This window comes from Pantoea sp. NGS-ED-1003, assembly GCF_000738765.1.
Classification (GTDB): Bacteria; Pseudomonadota; Gammaproteobacteria; order Enterobacterales; family Enterobacteriaceae; genus Pantoea; species Pantoea septica.
Map to the genome: position 1 here is coordinate 26079 of NZ_JPQA01000010.1, position 17989 is coordinate 44067.

Below are 17989 nucleotides of genomic sequence, written 5' to 3' on the forward strand. Positions count from 1 at the left end.
CGCTAGTTACGGTTACGGTGGACTTTGATCACGTCCGGCATCACGCGAATTTTACGCATAATATTCGCCAGATGGACGCGATCGCGCGCGGTCAGGCGGATAAACGCGCTGTAAACGCGGCCGTCGCGCTCTTCGGTGTTGAGACTCTGGATATTCGAGCCTGCGGTATTAATCGCCGCCGTCAGGTTCGCCAGCGCGCCCTGATGGTTGAACATGTCGACTTTAATCTCCGCCACGAACTCCTGATCGGTGACCTTATCCCACTCCACCGGCATGAATTTTTCCGGCTCTTTCTGGTAGCCGCGAATATTACGACAGGATTCGTGATGCACCACCAGGCCCTTGCCGGGACTGACGTGGGCCACGATGGGGTCGCCGGGAATCGGGCGGCAGCATTTGGCGAAGGTGATCAGGACGCCGTCCGCGCCTTTGATCGGCAGCTTGCCGCGTTTGCTGCTGCTCGGCGGCGTCGCATTGCTCGACTGCAACAGGTTCTTCGCCACCACCACGCTCATGGCGTTGCCGAGGCCGATCTCTGCCAGCAGGTCGTCCAGCGACGTCAGCTTCATGCGATCCAGCTCTTGCTTGATATTCGCGGGCGAGATTTCCGCCAGCTTGCGGCTGCCGCCGAGCGCGTGGCTCAGCAGGCGACGGCCGAGATTGACGGAGTCTTCGCGCTTGAGGTTTTTCAGCAGCTGACGAATTTTGGCGCGCGCTTTGGAGCTGACGACGAAGTTAAGCCAGGCAGCGTTGGGACGCGCGCCCGGCGCCGTAATGATCTCTACCGTCTGGCCGCTGGTGAGCGGCTGAGAGAGCGGATAGGGCTGGCGATCGACGCGCGCGCCGACGCAGGCATGGCCGATATCGGTATGCACCGCATAGGCAAAATCGACCGGTGTCGCGCCGGCCGGCAGTTCGACGATACGGCCTTCCGGCGTAAAGACGTAGATCTCGTCAGGGAAGAGATCGGATTTCACGCTCTCGATAAATTCAAAAGAACTGCCCGCGCTCTGCTGCAGCTCCAGCAGGCTTTGCAGCCAGCGCTGGGCGCGAATCTGCGCGGTAGTGCCGCTTTCGCCCGCCTGTTTATAAGCCCAGTGCGCGGCGACCCCCATTTCCGCCATCTGATCCATATCTTCGGTACGGATCTGCACCTCGACCGGCACGCCGTGCGGACCAATCATCGAGGTATGCAGCGACTGATAGCCGTTGGCTTTGGGGATAGCGATGTAATCTTTCATACGGCCTGGACGCGGTTTGTACAGGCTGTGCATCTGACCGAGCACGCGATAGCAGGTATCCACGTCCTTCACGATCACGCGGAACGCGTAGATATCCATGATGGAGTGAAAGCGCTGCTCTTTCAGCGTCATTTTGCGGTAGATAGAATAGAGATGTTTTTCACGGCCGCTGACGCGGCAGGGAATGCCCGCTTCCTGCAGACGCCCGTCGATTTCCGACAGGATCTTCTGAATCATCTCTTTGCGGTTGCCGCGCGCCGCTTTGACGACCTCTTTAATCACGCGATAGCGATTAGGGTAGAGCGCCTCGAAGCCCAGCTCTTCCAGCTCGATCTTCAGGTGATGGATACCCAGGCGGTGCGCCAGCGGACTGTAGATCTCCAGGGTTTCCAGCGCGATGCGACGACGCTTGTCTGGACGCAGCGAGCCCAGCGTACGCATATTGTGCGTGCGGTCGGCCAGCTTGATGAGAATGACGCGGATATCCTGCACCATCGCCATGATCATCTTGCGGAAGTTCTCAGCCTGCGCCTCTTTCTTGTCGCGGAAGGTCAGCTTATCCAGCTTGGATACGCCTTCTACCAGCTCCGCCACGCTTTTGCCGAACAGCTGCTCCATATCCTGATAGGTTGCCGGCGTGTCTTCAATCACGTCGTGCAGCAGCGCGGCCATGAGCGTTTCATGGTCGAGCTTCATTTCCGCCAGAATGCAGGCGACGGCAACAGGATGGGTAATGTAGGGCTCGCCGCTGGAGCGTGTCTGTCCCTCGTGAGCATCACGTGCGACAAGATACGCTTGCTGGAGGCGCTTGATTTGCTCCTCCGGCAGGTATTTTTCAATCAGCTGATTGAGGCTTTCAAACAGATACAAGGTTGGCCTGCAGGTTGCTGTTAACGACGGCCTTCAGCGATAGCGGTAACGGCCTGTAATTCAGCGGCTTCCTGCTCTTGCTGTTCCTGACGATCGCGCACGTCGAGGATCTGGTTGGTGATCAGGCCTTCTTCGATTTCGCGCAGGGCGATAACGGTGGCTTTATCGTTCTCTTCCGGAACCAGCGGATCTTTGCCGCCTACCTGCATCTGACGTGCACGACGTGCAGCGACCAACACCAGGTCAAAACGGTTACCAATTTTTTCTACTGCGTCCTGAACGGTTACGCGTGCCATAGGTGTGCTACTCCACAGATGAAGAAATGACTGGGCATAATACTGAAACTGTCTTCAGACTGCCAATAGTTTGCTGATTAAAGCATCATGACGCGCCTTCTGGCGCCCCATGCGCAGGCGTTCAGCGCGGATGATGGTCTTCAGATCGGACAGCGCCAGATCGAAATCATCATTGATAATTAAATAGTCGTATTCGGCGTAGTGGCTCATCTCAGAGACCGCCTGAGCCATGCGGCGGGCAATCACCTCTTCGCTATCCTGACCGCGACCGCGCAGACGGCGGTCCAGCTCGTCCTGCGAAGGCGGCAGTACGAAGATGCTGCGCGCGGCGGGCATTTTCGCACGGATCTGCTGCGCGCCCTGCCAGTCGATATCAAGGAACACATCGACGCCGGTGGAGAGCACCTGCTCGATCGCTTTACGCGACGTGCCGTAATAGTTGTCGAAGACTTTCGCATGCTCGAGGAAGGCGTCTTCCGCGATCATCGCTTCAAATTCATCTTTCGAGACGAAGTAATAGTGTTCGCCATGGGCTTCGCCGGGACGCATGCCGCGGGTAGTGTGAGAAACAGACACCTGCGTATCGTACAGCGGTTGTGTCTTCAGTAACGCCTGAATCAGGCTGGATTTACCCGCGCCGCTGGGGGCGGAAACAATAAAAAGCGTGCCTTGAGCCATGGTCTTCTTGAATTGAGTAAAGAGCGGAATCGATTTCCTGCAAAGTATACACGGCTTGGGGCCGTCACGCAGCGTTTGCGCATGGCGCTGCGCTAAATCTTTTGCGGCGCGGCGCGTAAAACCGCCTTTTCCAGCCTGCAAACGCCCCTGTTTTCTGCCTGTTCCCTTCCGTTCTGCTGTTTTGGCTGTCGCCCTGTTGCTTCCATGCCGCTTCAATAGGCGAAACGTTGAGGAGGCTCATGATGAAAGAGACGCTACGCCTGCTGCTGTGCCTGTTGTTGCTGGCTGCCGATCCGGCACACGCGCTTTGTCCGGTATGGACGCCTGCGCGTGCCGGAGAGGAGATCGCCCGTCTGCAGCGGCAGCTGGAGCGCTGGGACGAAGCCTACTATCGCGACGGCAAGAGCCTGGTCAGCGATGCGGACTACGATACGCTGCTGCAGCGGCTGAAAAGCTGGCAGCGCTGCTTCGTGCCCGCTCGCCCGACCTATTCCTCTCAGCTGCCCGCCAGCGGCAGGGGCGCGCATCCGGTGGCGCATACCGGCGTAAAAAAAGTGCGCGATAAGCTGGCGCTGGCGTACTGGATGCAGGATCGGCGCGACCTATGGGTGCAGCCGAAAATCGACGGCGTCGCGGTCACGCTGGTCTACGAGGCGGGAAAGCTGGCGGCGTTAATTAGCCGCGGTGATGGCCTGCACGGCGAATCCTGGTTAGCGAAAGCGCCCTATATTCCCGCCATCCCGCTGAAAATCGAGAGCGATGCGCCGCGGGTGGTGCTGCAGGGCGAACTCTTTCTGAAGATGACCGATCATCGCCAGTCGCGCGACGGCGGTAAAAACGCGCGGGCGCAGGTAGCGGGCGCGCTGATGAGTCAGACGCCTGGGCCGCTGCTGGCCGATATCGGCCTGTTTATCTGGGGATGGCCAGATGGGCCCGCCGCGATGACGGATCGCCTGCGGCAGCTTGCCGGCTGGGGACTGGGTCTGGCGCAAACGTGGAGTCAGTCCGTACGCGACGAGGAAGAGGTCGCGGTCTGGCGCGATCGCTGGTTCAACGCGCCGTTGCCTTTCGCAACGGACGGCGTGGTGGTGCATCAGACGATGCGTCCCGCCGGACAAAGCTGGATGCCTGGCGAAGGTGACTGGGCGGTGGCGTGGAAATTTGAGCCGCCGGACGTCACCAGCGAAGTACGTTCGGTCGATTTCACCACCGGCCGCACCGGCAATATTGCCGTGGTGCTCACCCTTCAACCGGTCGCGCTCGACGATAAAATAGTCCGGCGCGTAAACATCGGCTCGCTGCGGCGCTGGCGGACATGGGACGTTATCGCCGGCGATCAGGTGGCCATTAGCCTGGCGGGACAGGGCATTCCTCGTCTGGAAAGAGTGATATGGCGAGTCGCAGAACGCGACTACCCGCAGCCGCCGGATGCTGAAAGCTTTACGCCGCTCAGCTGCCTGAGCATTACGCCCGCCTGCCGCCAGCAGCTGCTGGCGCGGCTAAGCTGGCTAAGCCAGAAGTCGGTGCTGGATATCGCCGGCGTGCAGCGCAGCACCTGGCTGCGGCTGCTGGAGAACCGCGCCATGTCGCATCTTTTCTCCTGGCTGACGCTGACGCCGGAACAAATCGCGCAGAGCTCAGGCATCAGTCCGGCGCGCGCGCAGCAGCTCTGGCATCAGTTCAACCTGACGCGTCAGCAGCCGCTGCGCCGCTGGATCGGCGCGCTTGGCATACCGCTGCCGCGGCGCGCGCTAAACGCCTTGCCGGATCTGACCTGGGATGAAGTTCAGCAGCGCGACGTGAAGCAGTGGCAGGCGCTGCCGGGCGTCGGCGCGATCCTGGCGCAGCGTATTCACGCCATGCTGCAAGACGCGCGCATACAAAAACTGATCGCGTTTCTGCGTCAGCAGGGCATTCCGGATGAGGTCAGTGCTCCGGGTGGGGATAGTTGAAAACCGGCAGGCCAAGCCGGAAGCGCAGCGCCAGCAGGCGTGCCAGAAAGCCGAACAGCAGGGTAATAATCACCACGGCCTCATGCGCCAGCGAGGTTTTCAGCAGCAGAATATAGATCCAGCCGGAGGCGAAGGCGATACCGGCATAGAGCTCTTTCTGAAACACCAGCGGAATACGATTACAGAACATATCGCGCAGCACGCCGCCGAATACGCCGGTAATCACCGCCGCAATGGCGGCAATAATCATCGCATGGCCGCTGTCCAGCGCAACCTGCGCGCCAATAATCGAGAAGACCACCAGGCCCAGCGCATCCAGCACCAGGAATACTTTGCGCAGGTGGGTCATCAGCGGTGCAAGCCAGGTCGTCAGCACGGCGGCGGCGGCAACGATCATGATGTATTCCGGATGCTTCACCCAGCCGAGCGGGTAATGGCCCAGTAAAATATCCCGCACCGATCCGCCGCCAATCGCCGTTACCGACGCGATGATAATCACGCCGAACAGATCCATTTTGCGTCGTCCGGCGGCAAGCGCGCCTGTCATGGCTTCTGCCGTAATGCCGATAATATAGAGGACGGTTAATAACATAGCTGGCTCCAGAGGGTGGGCGGCAAGGCTACGGGGTGAGTAAAATATCAGCAACTGAAAATTTCTCAGGCGATCGCTTCGCATCAGTTTAACTTATGCCGGCCTGCGGAAAAATGCCGACGTAGAGGGAAAGCACGTAGAGCGGCGCGGCAGCAGGATAAGAAAAATGAATCGCTAATTGGGCAGCCTGTAGAGCGAAAGGCTATTCAGGTAACGTTATCGGGGAAAAGCGCGAAAGGCGCAGCCTGGCTAGTCAGGAATAGCCGGAGGAAAGGAATAAAAAAATAGCGCGGATAAAAAGAAAAAAGCGTGCTGTCGCCAGCACGCGAATGCATCTTGTCAGATGCCCAGAGCCCACCATACAGACTTATTTTTATTATGCGATTCTTGCACGAATGCGACTGTAATCTTTAAGATTAAAACGATATTCCGGCTGAAAGCTCGAGCGGCCATAATAGCAGTAGATCAGCATGCGAATAGAGGCCATTGCCAGGTAACCCCAGATGGCGCACAGTACCGACGGCGTCAGCCAGACGGTAAATAACGTCACACCAAGTCCAAAAAGCACAGACAACGTTTCAGTAAAGGCGATGCGAGTATATTGCTTTTCGCGCTGTAAAACGGCGCGGTAATGCTGTCCCTGCGGAATAATAATAAAAATAACAGAGACCATTTCCAGCATAATAGCCAGTTCAGGCTGCTGCAGATAGTTGCCGATAAGATCGCTGCCGGTAAACAGCACGGCGAAAATAACCAGGCTCAGCAGCATATTGCCCCAGTAAAGCATCGACTGATCGCGTACCGACAGCGTGCCGCTGCGGATCAGCGCGTTGGAAAAGCTGCGGTCAGCCAGCGTATCGATGACCAGCAGCCCGATGATGGCGATCGCCAGCAGGTTCAGCTCGTTAGCCTGCAGTATTTGCGCCAGTAAAGAAAGCTGAAGCACCCCAATGCCGATGATTTTAATCGATGAAAGAATCGACCATTTTGCGCCGGTAAAGCTTCGTTCACGTATCGCCATGATATGCTCGTTAGGTACAGGTACCGAGTAAAATGTGACGTATGAAATAACAGGCTATTTCACACTAATAATTAATGCCATTCGCCTGCGCGAAGTCCAGACGCAGTACGCCAGGCCTCACCTGTTATTATTGATTCAATGCGATGGATTTCTGAAACGTAAATAATTTCCCCATTATTATTATCCCGGGACAGGGCCGTCTTTTCTGTGGTTAACAGAAAAGCGGCCAGATCCTGGGCAAATCCTTTTATATTTTTATATTCTCCAGCCAGCATCCTACCGGCGATCTCAACAAGTTCTTCTTCTGACAGCAGAGCCGTAGTTGAGCAATCCATTTTTTATTTCCTGGTGTTGTTATTTTTAAGTGTTGCTGTGTGTGGCTAATTTATACCTCGTTTTTTTTAATTTCACACCATAAGAAAAGTCCGATAACGTTGCTGCAGAAATAAATGGATTCACTATTTGCATGAAAATTTTTTAACTTCCGTTCTAAAGGTTTATTAATCGTTGTGCAGTAAAAAGGGTAAACCGCGGGTATAAAAAATGCGCACGCGCAGAGAATGCATGTATTTCAGGCGTTACAGCGAAACGGCAGTGTTCGCTACCCAGGACTTTTCCCGGATAGCGGGCTTTAATGAAACTGTTGTGAATCGAGAAGATGGCTTATGAAAAAGGTGAAAGCGCTTATGCGTTTTTACTGAACTTTTTTCACTTTTCTGAGCCGTAAGGCCCAGCCATGACTAAAGATCGGCGGCTTCTTCGCCGGTTTTACTGGGTGAGCAGGCAGTCGAGACGAGCAAGATCGCTTCTTACCCATTCAATATCCTGAGAAAACTTCCCGTCAGACATAAGCGGCTGGCGATAAACCACCATCACGACTTCCGCGCCCTGTTCATTGGCGACCACGCGCATCGGCATATAAATCTCTTTGCCAAAGCCGCTGTCAATCCAGTGATCCATTACGCCAAAGGGATTATGCGGGGTAAAGCGAAGCTTTACTGAACCTTGCGGCCCGCGAGCGCGCCAGTAACTGCCTTCCTGCTCCAGCTTGCTGCTGCTTAGCCCGGAAGCCCATCTGGCGAAGTATTCCGGCTTCCAGATAGTTTCATACAAATCTAACCAGTTACGCGCAATGGTCTGACTGACAACCTGGGACAACAACATGCTACCTCCGGAACCGGGTTAAAACGGCATTAAAGCATGTTGGGTGCAGGGGGAGAATCACGCGCAACCAGAAGTGTGGCGCAGACAGGGTTTCGTCCGGCAGGCCGGGCGGCCTGCCGGGAGCGGTCAGAGGAAACGTCCGCGCGCGTCAATCAGCTGGATCTCTGCGCGACCATCGGCGTGACGCAGCACATAGCTGTCCGACTGCGCCATAACCGCACAGCTGTGATTGGGGTAGATACGCAGCAGAGCGCCGACGCGGGGCGCGCGATCCTGCCAGGCGATAAAGCCATGCTCCTCCGACAGCTTGCCAATCTCATAGCAGGCGCCGTTCTCATCGACGGCGATACCGAAGCCGCTGGCGCTGGTGCCGTGCGGCCCTTTATCCGAACTCAACATTTTGGAACCGGCATCGATAATAGCGAAATGGCGGTTTACCGCCACCACGCGAGCGATCACGCTCAACGCCAGCTCATCAACGCGGCTCAGGCCGAGGCGGCAGGCGGTCAGATCGAGCAGGGCGTAGTTTCCCGGACGGATCTCATCGGTTCCGTCGGCCACCGGCGCAGCGAGCGCCGTGGGCGTCGCGCCGACGGAAACGGGGCAGTCGTCGAAACCCGCTGCGCGCAGCTGGCTTTGCACCTGCCGCATCAGCCGCGCCTCTTCCAGGGCGATCTTCGCAATGGCGTCGCGGTTCCCCGCGCCGTAGGCGTGCCCGGCATGCGAGACCAGACCGGCAAAACGTAGCCGCGCTGCCTGCATTGCCTGCGCCAGACTTACCGCGTCGTTGCGATGCGGATCAACGCCGATACGGTGGAGTCCGACATCGACCTTAATCGCTACCCCAACATCGGCATCAGGCTGCTGGTGCAGCGCCTCGGCGATAGCGGCTACGCCCTGCGGCGCATCGACAATCAGCGTCACTTTCGCCTGATGCTGCGCCGCCAGCTTCAGCAGCGGCGCAATGCTTTCGGCGCGAATAATGGGGTAAGCCAGCAGGATGTCGCGCTCGCCGCCGCGAATAAAGACTTCGCCTTCGCTCGGCTTGGAAACGGTAATGCCGCAGGCGCCCAGCGAACGCTGGCGGCGGGCGATATAGAGGCTTTTATGCGTTTTGATATGGGGACGAAGCGCGACGCCTGCGCGGCTGGCTTTTTCCTGCATGCTTTGCAGATTGGTTTCCAGCCTGTCGGCGTCGATTTCAATATAGGGCGTCAGGCGATCGTCAGGCAGAGGACGCTGCCAGCGTTGGTTCATATCCATACGAGGTTCCTGCACGAACAGAGAAAACCTCATCATTCAGCAATTCGCTGCGGGATGCCAGCCGCAAAAAGCGAAAACCGCATCATGAACGTCGTCATGATGCGGCTGCGAAACAGACTAAACGTAGAGCGAGGCTTCACCCGGCGGGCGGGTTTTGAAGCGGCGGTGCAGCCACAGATACTGCTCCGGCGCGCGCAGAATCTGGCTTTCGATCACCTTGTTCATATAGGCGGCGGCGGCCGCTTCATCGGTATGCGGGTAGTTTTCCAGCTCGGGATCGATAATCAGCTGATAGCCGTAGTTATCGGGATTGCGGATCAGCGAGATGGTCAGCATCGCCGGATTGGCCAGGCGCGACAGAACGAAGGTGCCATTGGTGGTTGCGGCTTTCTCAACGGCGAACAGCGGAGCAAAGACGCTGCCTTTCGGGCCGTAATCCTGATCCGGCGCAAACCACACCGATTCGCCTTTCTTCAGCGCATGCACCATACCGCGCAGATCGCGTCGATCGATCATCGCCTTGTTAGAGCGCATACGGCCTTTGGTCTGCGCCCACTCCATCGCCCGATTGTTGTGCGGGCGATACATCGCCATCATCGGCTGACACAAACCGCTGATGCGGCCGCCCAGCTCCAGCGACATAAAGTGCACACCGATAACCATTACGCCGCGCTTCTGCTCCATGGCGGACCGCAGATGGTGCATGCCTGACACCTCAAACAGTTTTTTCACCGCGCGATCGGACCAGAACCATGCGATGCCGGTTTCCACCAGCGCCATGCCCAGCGAAGCGAAGTTGCCCGCAATCATGCGCTCTATGTCGTGTTCGGCAATGCCGGGAAAGCAGAGTTCGATGTTGCGTCGCGTAATGCGTTCCCGACGCTTAAGGAAATGACGAGAAAGCGTGCCGGCGTTGGCGCCGAGACGCATCAGAAGAGGATAAGGAAGCTGAACCAGCAGCCACAGGATGCCCAGACCTAACCAGGTTAACCAGTAACGCGGATGCAGCATTGAACGGCAAAAAGCTCCGGTCTTTTTCATAGCGCACCTTTATGTGATGAGTGTATGTATCGCATAAAGAAGCACTTCCCTAAGTTCCCCAGGCGCTACAGCTTGTAGTCAATCGGACCGGCACATTAGCAAAAAGTGCCGCGAAAGAAAGTGAAACTGCGGAATCATATGGAGATGAATGTTTCATTGAACGGGTGATTATCGTAGAGAGGGATAATGTGGAAGGTAAAATTAACAATAAAAACAATAAATTAAATAAACACTGAAGCGGTAGCTTATAGCCAGCGCCCTAACATTAAGAGTGGTCTGGAAATGAATCCTTATGTTTATTTACGCAGAATTTACGCTAGCGGACAGAGAAAAATGGCCAAAAGCTCGCCCGGAGGCGAGCCTTTCGTTCAGCAGGCGTCGCCTGTCACTCGATGTTCTGAATCTGCTCGCGCATCTGTTCGATTAACACCTTCAGCTCAATCGCCGATGCGGTGACGTCCGCATTGATCGATTTCGACCCCAGCGTGTTCGATTCGCGGTTGAACTCCTGCATCATAAAGTCGAGGCGGCGGCCGACGGCCTCTTTTTTGCCAAGGATGTTATAGGTCTCTTTAACATGCGCTTCCAGGCGATCCAGCTCTTCCGCAACGTCGATGCGCTGTGCCATCATCACCAGCTCCTGCTCGAGACGATTGTTTTCCAGCTGCACTTCCGCCTCTTCCAGCTTCGCCACCAGACGCTCGCGCTGCCATTTCAGGATCTCAGGCATCTGGGCGCGCACTTTCGCCACTTCCTGCTTCACGCCTTCGAGGCGCTGTTCGATCATGCCTTTCAGCGCGGCGCCTTCGCTTTCGCGCGCAACGATGAAGTCATCCAGCGCGCCGTCCAGCGCGCTCAGCAGCTGGGCGTTAATCGCATCGAGATCCTGCTCCTGCGCGGACATCACGCCAGGCCAGCGCAGAATGTCCATCGGATTGATGGCGCCTTCGTCGCTCTGCATCTTCACCCAGTTGGCGGCCTGCACCAGCTGCTTCGCCAGGGTTTCATTCAGCATCAGTTCGCCCTGCGCGCCGGGATCGGCGTCGAAACGCAGGTTGCACTCGATTTTGCCGCGCGTCAGGCGCTGACGAATGCGTTCGCGGATAACCGGCTCCAGGCTGCGAAACTGCTCCGGCAGACGGATATAGGTTTCAAGGTAACGCTGGTTAACGGAGCGAAGCTCCCAGGCGGCGCTGCCCCAAGTGCCTTTGGCTTCGCGGCGGGCGTAAGCGGTCATACTGCGGATCATAATCGGCTACTCTTTGTCAGAAATTATGCAGCAAGTATAGCGACACCCGCCGCGCGCTAACAGGCATAAGCGCAGGTGCATGCGAATAACGAAACATTTCCGCTTTTGCGGACAGACACTTATGATGGCCGCTAACCGTATTGATAAGGATACCGCCGATGTTCCGCTCTGTTGCCCTTTCCGTGGCGCTGGCCGCGCTACTGGCCGGTTGCCAGGCGCCGCTTCCGCCGCCGACCAAACCGATTGCCGTGTGCGCCGGCGGCGAAATGATGATGCAGACCACGCTCTGGTTTGGTCTCAGCAAACCGCAGGGCGGAGTGGTGAGCCGCGACGACTGGCAGCAGTTCCTTGATAAAGAGGTGACGCCGCGCTTCAAATCGGGACTCAGCGTCTACGACGCCAGCGGTCAGTGGCTGGAGAAAAGCGGCAAGCTGGCGCGCGAGCCCAGCAAGGCGCTGATGCTTATTCACGGCGCGGAGAACGGCGTCAACGACGATATCGAAGCGCTGCGCACGCTTTACAAGCAACGCTTCGGCCAGGAATCGGTGATGCGCGTCGACGCGCCGGTGTGCGTGGGATTCTGAATAAAAACGGCGGCTGGAAGGCCGCCGTACAGAGATTAGATAAACAGACCGGCGAAGGCTGCCGACAGCAGGCTCACCAGCGTGGAGCCGTAGACCAGCTTCCAGCCGAACCGGGAGACCACATTGCCCTGCTGTTCGTTCAGTCCTTTGATCGCGCCGGCGACGATGCCGATCGAGGCGACGTTGGCGAACGACACCAGGAACACCGAGAGAATGCCCAGCCCACGCGGCGTCATGCCGGCCGCCACCTTCTGCAGCTCAATCATCGCCACGAATTCGTTCGCCACCAGCTTGGTCGCCATAATACTGGCGGCCTGCAGCGCGTCGGCGGCAGGAATGCCGATCAGCCAGGCAAACGGATAGAAGAGATAACCGAGGATCTGCTGGAAGCTGTAGCCGAATAGCGCGCTGAATAGCGCATTGACCGCGGCGATCAGCGCGATAAAGCCGATCAGCATCGCCAGAATAATCATCGCGACCTTAAAGCCCGCCAGGATGTACTCGCCGAGCATCTCGAAAAAGCTTTGCTCTTCATGCAGCTTGTCGAGCGGGATCGCCGCTTCATCCTGCGCTTTGCCGGGATTGATAATCGAGAGAATAATAAAGGTGCTGAACATATTGAGCAGCAGCGCGGCCACCACATATTTCGGCTCGATCATCGACATATAGGCGCCGACGATAGAGAGCGACACGGTAGACATCGCCGTGGCGGCCATGGTGTAAAGGCGCTTCGGCGGAATATCGCCCAAAATGCCTTTATAGGCGATAAAGTTCTCCGACTGGCCGAGAACCAGCGTACTGACGGCGTTGAACGACTCGAGCTTGCCCATGCCGTTAACTTTCGACAGCAACGTGCCTACCAGCCGTATCAGCAGCGGCAGAATGCGCCAGTGCTGCAGAATGCCGATCAGCGCCGAGATAAACACGATGGGGCAGAGTACGCTAAGAAAGATAAAGGCCAGCCCTTGCTTGCTCATATTGCCAAACACGAAGTCGGTGCCCTGCGCGGCGAAGGTCAGCAGTTTCTCAAAAAAGCCGCTGAAGGCGCCGACCGCCGCCTGTCCGCTGACGGAGTGCAGGAAAAACCAGCCCAGCGCGGCTTCCACCACGATCAGCTGCACGATGTAACGCAGGCGTATCTGTTTACGGTCATGACTGACCAGCAGCGCAAGGGCGAAAATCACCGCCAGCGCCAGCAGGAAATGAAGAATTGAGGTCATACTTTTTATTTTCAGTGAGTGAGGAAGGCGCATTTAGCCACAGACCGCGCGGAAATTCATCCGCCGATGCGTAATCCCGTCAGCAAGACAGGCGACGAGGAAGTCCGTATAATGCGCAGCCAATTCATTTCAGCCGGAGATTACCATGCGTCCAGCAGGCCGAAGCGCACAGCAGGTGCGTCCCGTCACCCTGACCCGAAACTACACCAAACATGCCGAGGGCTCAGTACTGGTGGAGTTCGGCGAAACCAAAGTGCTCTGCACTGCTACCGTGGAAGAGAGTGTCCCGCGTTTCCTGAAAGGACAGGGACAAGGCTGGGTAACCGCCGAATATGGCATGCTGCCGCGCTCCACCCATAGCCGTATGGCGCGTGAAGCGGCCAAGGGCAAACAGGGCGGACGTACGCTGGAAATCCAGCGCCTGATCGCCCGCTCGCTGCGCGCGGCGGTCGATCTCAAAGCGCTGGGCGAATTTACCATCACGCTGGACTGCGACGTGATTCAGGCTGACGGCGGCACCCGTACCGCGTCGATTACCGGCGCCTGCGTGGCGCTGGCCGATGCGCTGAACAAGCTGGTAGCCGACGGCAAGCTGAAAGCGAACCCGATGAAAGGCATGGTGGCGGCGATTTCCGTCGGCATCGTTGAAGGCGAAGCGCGCTGCGATCTGGAGTATGTAGAAGACTCCGCCGCCGAAACCGACATGAACGTGGTGATGCTGGAAGATGGCCGCATGATCGAAGTGCAGGGCACGGCGGAAGGCGAACCGTTCAGCCATGAGGAGCTGCTGTCGCTGCTCGCGCTGGCGCGCGGCGGTATCGAGGAACTGATTCAGGCGCAGAAAGCGGCGCTGAACAACTGATTTACCAGGCGACCAGAGAGTCGCCTTTTTTTTGCGAGAGGAGTGAGAGATGAAAGCCTGGCAGCGTCAGTTTATTGAATTCGCCCTGAACAAGCAGGTGCTGAAGTTCGGCGAATTTACCCTGAAGTCTGGCCGTAAAAGCCCCTACTTTTTCAATGCCGGCCTGTTTAACAGCGGTCGCGATCTGGCGCTGCTGGGCCGTTTCTACGCGCAGGCGTTAGTGGACGGCGGCGTCGACTTCGATCTGCTGTTCGGACCCGCCTATAAAGGCATTCCTATCGCCACCACCACCGCCGTGGCGCTGGCCGATCACCATGACCGCGACGTGCCTTACTGCTTCAACCGCAAAGAGGCAAAAGATCATGGCGAAGGCGGTCTGCTGGTAGGCAGCCCGCTGGCGGGCCGCGTTATGCTGGTGGATGACGTCATCACCGCCGGCACGGCGATACGCGAATCGATGGACATTATCAACGCGCACAACGCCACGCTAGCGGGCGTGCTGATTTCCCTGGATCGACAGGAGCGCGGACGCGGCGATATTTCAGCGATTCAGGAGGTGGAGCGCGACTATAAATGTCAGGTTACCGCCATCATTACCCTGAAGGATCTGATTAGCTACCTGGAAGAGAAGCCTGAAATGGCGGACCATCTGGCGAAAGTGCGCGCCTATCAGAAAGAGTACGGCATTTAATGCCGTGGCTTCCCTTTCCCGCCTGGGAAAGGGAAGCCAGCCCGGCGGACGTAGGCGGACTACACCAGCTGCGCGGCCAGCAGCGGCCAGCGGATATCGAAGTCGGCGGTCGGCCGAAAACGAAATTCCGAGCGCACGTAGCGCGACAGGATGCCTTCGCAAAACGCCAGCAGCTGGCTCGCCAGCAGCGCCTCGTCCGTCTCGAAGCCTTCGCCTTCACGCATTCTGCGCTCGCGCATCACCTGACGTAGCTGCACTTCAATACGCTCAAACAGCTGATTAATGCGCCCCTGCAGGCGATCCTGCTCAAACATCAGCGCATGGCCGGTCAAAATGCGGGTCAGCCCCGGATTACGCTCACCAAATCCCAGAATCAGCTGCACGATAAGACGCAGGCGCGCCATCGTCTCTTTTTCATCTTTCAGGATCAGATTGATGCGGGTAATCAGACTGTCTTCAATAAACTCAATCAGGCTGTCGAACATGCGCGTTTTGCTGGGAAAGTGGCGATAGAGCGCCGCTTCAGAAACGCCGACGGTGGCCGCCAGCTTGGCGGTGGTAATACGCTGGCTACCGTCACTGGATTCCAGCATTTGCGCCAACGCCTGCAAAATTTCTTCGCGACGGTTCCGTTTGGCGAGTTTTTTTTCTGCCATGACCTTAAAAACCCCTGAAATTCACCTTAAACAGGCACATCTTCCTGTCAGCCCTAAGCGCGAAGCTTAAGGCTGATAAGAAATAAACAGATGGTTAAGCAAAAATGGGCGTTACTGGTGGCCTGAATGACCGAAACCGCCTTCGCCGCGGGCGCTGGCGTCAAAATCTTCCACCAGGTTGAACTCTGCCTGAACGACCGGTACGAAGACCAGCTGCGCAAGACGATCCCCTGGCTGCAGCGTAAAGCTCTGCTGGCCACGGTTCCAGACCGATACCATCAGCTGGCCCTGATAGTCGGAGTCGATCAGGCCCACCAGATTGCCCAGCACGATGCCGTGCTTATGACCCAGGCCGGAGCGCGGCAGGATAACCGCCGCCAGGCTGGGATCGCCGATGTGGATCGCCAGGCCGGTCGGCACCAGCGTGGTCATGCCAGGCGTGATTTCCAGCGCGCTGTCCAGGCAGGCGCGCAAATCGAGCCCGGCTGAGCCAGAGGTCGCGTAGGTCGGCAGCGGAAATTCCGCGCCCACGCGCGCGTCAAGAATCTTAACGTCGATTTTTTTCATCATAAAGGCGGACAATCTCGTCTAATAAATGTTGGCCAAGGAGCGTCTTATCGCTGAGCGGTAAGCGTTTTTCTCCCTCCTGCCAAAAAAGGTGAAGCGCATTGGTATCGCTGTTAAAACCCTGTCCGGCTTTCGCTACGTCGTTAGCGCAGATCAGGTCCAGATTTTTTCTTACCCGTTTTTGTCGTGCGTATTCTTCCACATTCTGGGTTTCTGCGGCAAATCCAACCACGTAGGGCCGGTTTTGCGACATTGCGGCGACGCCCGCCACGATATCCGGGTTTTTCACCAGCTGGAGCGTGATGGCATTATCTTCGCTGCCCTGTTTTTTCATCTTTTCCGTCGCGATGGCCGCAGCGCGATAGTCCGCTACGGCGGCGCTGGCGATAAAAATGTGCTGTTTCGCCGCGTCAGCCATCACGGCTGCCTCCATCTCCAGCGCGGAAGTCACGTCGATACGGCGGACCGCTGGCGGCGTCGGCAGGCTCACCGGGCCGCTTACCAGCGTCACGCTGGCGCCACGGCTGGCGGCGGCGGCGGCAATGGCGAAGCCCATCTTGCCGGAGCTGTGGTTGCTGATATAGCGCACCGGGTCGAGCGCTTCGCGCGTTGGACCGGCGGTGATCATAATGTTGAGATGTTGCAGATCGTTGACGGGCGAGGCCCACTGCACCGCATGGTCGACAATTACCAGCGGATCGAGCATGCGGCCAGGGCCCACGTCGCCGCACGCCTGGCTGCCGCTGTCGGGCCCCCAAATCAGCAGGCCGCGCGCCGCAAGCTGCTGCAGATTATGCTGCGTGACGGCGGCGCGATACATCTGCTGGTTCATCGCCGGCACCACAGCGACAGGCGCGGCGGTGGCGAGGCAGGCGGTGGTCACCAGGTCGTTGGCCATACCGGCGTGCAAACGGGCGATAAGGTCGGCCGACGCTGGCGCCAGCACCACTAAATCGGCCCATTTCGCCAGTTCGATATGGCCCATCGCCGCTTCGGCCGCGGGATCGAGCAGGTCTTCGAATACCGGATGGCCGGAAACGGCCTGCAGGCTGAGCGGCGTAATAAAGGCTTTGGCGGCGGGCGTCATCATAACGCGCACTTCGGCGCCGCGATCGCGCAGGCGTCGCACCAGCTCGGGCGCTTTATACGCCGCGATGCCGCCGCTCACGCCAAGCAGAATTTTTTTTCCGGCTAATCCCATCATGCTGTAGGCCTCATTTCGCTGGATGCCGCGTCAGGCGCGGCAAGTGGCAGGACTTTATCATAAAGCCGCCTCCGCGCCTTTTCACCTCCTGCGTTTGCGAGCCGCCTCGTAAATCCGGCAGAAGTTACTGGTTAAGTATACAGTATTTAACCATGATGTCGTCAACGGCAGGAGGCATTTATGGACGATATGACACCACGGGAAAAATTGCGGTTGATGGGCGCAGAGGCGTTAAGCGACGTCGAGCTGCTGGCGATCTTTCTGCGCACCGGCACGGTCGGCGCGAATGTCATCACGCTGGCGCAGCAGATGCTGCAGCGGTTCGGCTCTCTTTATCACATCATGACCGCGGCACCGGCGGAGTTCGACGAGATAAAGGGCGTCGGCGCCGCTAAGCTGGCGCAGCTGCACGCCATCGCTGAACTGGCGCGGCGCTTTTTCGCCAGTCAGATGGCGCGGGAAGATGTCATGGCGAACCCGCAGGTCACGCGACACTATTTACAGAGCGTGCTGGCGCATCAGGAGCGGGAAATCTTTATGGCGCTGTTTCTTGATAATCAGCACCGCGTATTACAGGCGCAGAAGATCTTTATGGGCTCTATCAACAGCGTCGAGGTGCATCCGCGCGAAATCGTGCGCGAGGCGCTGAAGCTTAACGCGGCGGCGATTATTCTCGCGCATAATCATCCTTCCGGCATGGCGGAGCCGAGCCGCGCCGATCGCCATATTACCCATAAGGTCAGCGCGGCCTGTACCCTGCTGAATATTCGCCTGCTCGATCATCTGGTGATCGGTCACGGCGAATATGTCTCTTTTGCGGAGCGCGGATGGCTGTAAA

At 57.7% G+C, this 17989-nt stretch carries 18 protein-coding genes and 1 pseudogene; 5 read left to right on the top strand and 14 right to left on the bottom strand.

Annotated features, from left to right (window positions below):
* Positions 1–2 precede the first annotated feature (2 nt).
* From spoT to gmk, 3 genes are read right to left on the bottom strand one after another with little or no spacing between them, the layout of a single operon-like run.
* The gene (gene spoT / locus JS46_RS18565) at positions 3–2111 is read right to left on the bottom strand and encodes a bifunctional GTP diphosphokinase/guanosine-3',5'-bis pyrophosphate 3'-pyrophosphohydrolase (RefSeq protein WP_033754265.1); all 2109 of its coding nucleotides are present in this window, start codon (positions 2109–2111) and stop codon (positions 3–5) included.
* A 20-nt stretch (positions 2112–2131) separates the two neighbouring features.
* Positions 2132–2407, bottom strand: a complete 276-nt coding sequence (gene rpoZ, locus JS46_RS18570) for a DNA-directed RNA polymerase subunit omega (RefSeq protein WP_013511051.1) — start codon at positions 2405–2407, stop codon at positions 2132–2134.
* A 54-nt stretch (positions 2408–2461) separates the two neighbouring features.
* Positions 2462–3085, bottom strand: coding sequence for a guanylate kinase (gene gmk / locus JS46_RS18575; protein ID WP_033754269.1), 624 nt, complete (start codon positions 3083–3085; stop codon positions 2462–2464).
* A gap of 242 nt (positions 3086–3327) precedes the next feature.
* Here gmk and ligB point away from each other — a divergent pair.
* A pseudogene (ligB, locus tag JS46_RS18580) lies at positions 3328–5071 on the top strand (NAD-dependent DNA ligase LigB); the annotation flags it as partial.
* Here ligB and JS46_RS24655 read toward each other — a convergent pair.
* From JS46_RS24655 to JS46_RS18615, 7 genes are all read right to left on the bottom strand, one after another.
* Entirely contained in the window at positions 5012–5629 is a 618-nt protein-coding gene (locus tag JS46_RS24655; RefSeq protein WP_033754272.1) for a trimeric intracellular cation channel family protein, read from the bottom strand. The pseudogene ligB and the gene JS46_RS24655 sit on opposite strands and share 60 nt — an antisense overlap.
* A gap of 376 nt (positions 5630–6005) precedes the next feature.
* A complete protein-coding gene (locus JS46_RS18590; protein WP_033754275.1) occupies positions 6006–6650 on the bottom strand; it encodes an oligosaccharide flippase family protein in 645 nt (214 codons plus the stop codon).
* 71 nt (positions 6651–6721) lie between these two features.
* Positions 6722–6985: a hypothetical protein gene (locus JS46_RS18595; protein WP_033754278.1), complete on the bottom strand. Its 264-nt coding sequence runs from the start codon at positions 6983–6985 to the stop codon at positions 6722–6724.
* A gap of 433 nt (positions 6986–7418) precedes the next feature.
* Positions 7419–7814, bottom strand: a complete 396-nt coding sequence (locus JS46_RS18600; RefSeq protein WP_033754281.1) for a hypothetical protein — start codon at positions 7812–7814, stop codon at positions 7419–7421.
* 126 nt (positions 7815–7940) lie between these two features.
* Positions 7941–9077, bottom strand: a complete 1137-nt coding sequence (locus tag JS46_RS18605; RefSeq protein WP_033754284.1) for an alanine racemase — start codon at positions 9075–9077, stop codon at positions 7941–7943.
* A 117-nt stretch (positions 9078–9194) separates the two neighbouring features.
* Positions 9195–10118, bottom strand: coding sequence for a kdo(2)-lipid IV(A) palmitoleoyltransferase (gene lpxP / locus JS46_RS18610; RefSeq protein WP_033754286.1), 924 nt, complete (start codon positions 10116–10118; stop codon positions 9195–9197).
* Between the two features lie 385 nt (positions 10119–10503).
* Positions 10504–11367: a YicC/YloC family endoribonuclease gene (locus tag JS46_RS18615; protein ID WP_033754290.1), complete on the bottom strand. Its 864-nt coding sequence runs from the start codon at positions 11365–11367 to the stop codon at positions 10504–10506.
* Positions 11368–11525: 158 nt separating this feature from the next.
* Here JS46_RS18615 and JS46_RS18620 point away from each other — a divergent pair, with 158 nt between their 5' ends.
* Complete coding sequence (locus JS46_RS18620; RefSeq protein WP_033754292.1) at positions 11526–11951, top strand: DUF3574 domain-containing protein; 426 nt, start codon at positions 11526–11528, stop codon at positions 11949–11951.
* Positions 11952–11986: 35 nt separating this feature from the next.
* On the opposite strand, the gene JS46_RS18625 is transcribed toward JS46_RS18620, so the two are convergent.
* Complete coding sequence (locus JS46_RS18625) at positions 11987–13171, bottom strand: NupC/NupG family nucleoside CNT transporter (RefSeq protein WP_033754295.1); 1185 nt, start codon at positions 13169–13171, stop codon at positions 11987–11989.
* 145 nt (positions 13172–13316) lie between these two features.
* Between JS46_RS18625 and rph the strand changes: the two genes are divergently transcribed.
* Both rph and pyrE read left to right on the top strand, forming a co-directional pair.
* On the top strand, positions 13317–14033 hold the full coding sequence (gene rph, locus JS46_RS18630) for a ribonuclease PH (protein ID WP_033754298.1): 717 nt from the start codon (positions 13317–13319) through the stop codon (positions 14031–14033).
* A 49-nt stretch (positions 14034–14082) separates the two neighbouring features.
* Entirely contained in the window at positions 14083–14724 is a 642-nt protein-coding gene (gene pyrE / locus JS46_RS18635) for an orotate phosphoribosyltransferase (protein ID WP_033754300.1), read from the top strand.
* A gap of 59 nt (positions 14725–14783) precedes the next feature.
* Here pyrE and slmA read toward each other — a convergent pair whose 3' ends face one another.
* From slmA to coaBC, 3 genes are all read right to left on the bottom strand, one after another.
* A complete protein-coding gene (slmA, locus tag JS46_RS18640; RefSeq protein ID WP_033754303.1) occupies positions 14784–15380 on the bottom strand; it encodes a nucleoid occlusion factor SlmA in 597 nt (198 codons plus the stop codon).
* A gap of 111 nt (positions 15381–15491) precedes the next feature.
* On the bottom strand, positions 15492–15950 hold the full coding sequence (gene dut, locus JS46_RS18645; RefSeq protein ID WP_033754307.1) for a dUTP diphosphatase: 459 nt from the start codon (positions 15948–15950) through the stop codon (positions 15492–15494).
* Positions 15928–17151 (bottom strand): bifunctional phosphopantothenoylcysteine decarboxylase/phosphopantothenate--cysteine ligase CoaBC, encoded by a 1224-nt coding sequence (gene coaBC, locus JS46_RS18650; protein ID WP_033754309.1) that lies wholly within the window; start codon positions 17149–17151, stop codon positions 15928–15930. The genes dut and coaBC overlap by 23 nt, the downstream gene beginning before the upstream one ends.
* A gap of 180 nt (positions 17152–17331) precedes the next feature.
* On the opposite strand from coaBC, the gene radC reads away from it, so the two are divergent.
* Complete coding sequence (gene radC, locus JS46_RS18655) at positions 17332–17988, top strand: DNA repair protein RadC (RefSeq protein WP_033754310.1); 657 nt, start codon at positions 17332–17334, stop codon at positions 17986–17988.
* Position 17989: the final 1 nt, after the last annotated feature.

Excerpts from the sequence above, each read along its gene's own strand:
- gmk (WP_033754269.1), bottom strand. The coding sequence starts at position 3,085 with ATGGCTCAAGGCACGCTTTTTATTGTTTCCGCCCCCAGCGGCGCGGGT.
- rpoZ (WP_013511051.1), bottom strand. The coding sequence starts at position 2,407 with ATGGCACGCGTAACCGTTCAGGACGCAGTAGAAAAAATTGGTAACCGT.
- pyrE (WP_033754300.1), top strand. The coding sequence starts at position 14,083 with ATGAAAGCCTGGCAGCGTCAGTTTATTGAATTCGCCCTGAACAAGCAG.
- JS46_RS18595 (WP_033754278.1), bottom strand. The coding sequence starts at position 6,985 with ATGGATTGCTCAACTACGGCTCTGCTGTCAGAAGAAGAACTTGTTGAG.
- JS46_RS18615 (WP_033754290.1), bottom strand. The coding sequence starts at position 11,367 with ATGATCCGCAGTATGACCGCTTACGCCCGCCGCGAAGCCAAAGGCACT.
- coaBC (WP_033754309.1), bottom strand. The coding sequence starts at position 17,151 with ATGATGGGATTAGCCGGAAAAAAAATTCTGCTTGGCGTGAGCGGCGGC.
- JS46_RS18605 (WP_033754284.1), bottom strand. The coding sequence starts at position 9,077 with ATGGATATGAACCAACGCTGGCAGCGTCCTCTGCCTGACGATCGCCTG.
- JS46_RS18620 (WP_033754292.1), top strand. The coding sequence starts at position 11,526 with ATGTTCCGCTCTGTTGCCCTTTCCGTGGCGCTGGCCGCGCTACTGGCC.
- rph (WP_033754298.1), top strand. The coding sequence starts at position 13,317 with ATGCGTCCAGCAGGCCGAAGCGCACAGCAGGTGCGTCCCGTCACCCTG.
- JS46_RS18600 (WP_033754281.1), bottom strand. The coding sequence starts at position 7,814 with ATGTTGTTGTCCCAGGTTGTCAGTCAGACCATTGCGCGTAACTGGTTA.
- lpxP (WP_033754286.1), bottom strand. The coding sequence starts at position 10,118 with ATGAAAAAGACCGGAGCTTTTTGCCGTTCAATGCTGCATCCGCGTTAC.
- JS46_RS24655 (WP_033754272.1), bottom strand. The coding sequence starts at position 5,629 with ATGTTATTAACCGTCCTCTATATTATCGGCATTACGGCAGAAGCCATG.
- JS46_RS18625 (WP_033754295.1), bottom strand. The coding sequence starts at position 13,171 with ATGACCTCAATTCTTCATTTCCTGCTGGCGCTGGCGGTGATTTTCGCC.
- JS46_RS18590 (WP_033754275.1), bottom strand. The coding sequence starts at position 6,650 with ATGGCGATACGTGAACGAAGCTTTACCGGCGCAAAATGGTCGATTCTT.
- slmA (WP_033754303.1), bottom strand. The coding sequence starts at position 15,380 with ATGGCAGAAAAAAAACTCGCCAAACGGAACCGTCGCGAAGAAATTTTG.
- radC (WP_033754310.1), top strand. The coding sequence starts at position 17,332 with ATGGACGATATGACACCACGGGAAAAATTGCGGTTGATGGGCGCAGAG.
- dut (WP_033754307.1), bottom strand. The coding sequence starts at position 15,950 with ATGATGAAAAAAATCGACGTTAAGATTCTTGACGCGCGCGTGGGCGCG.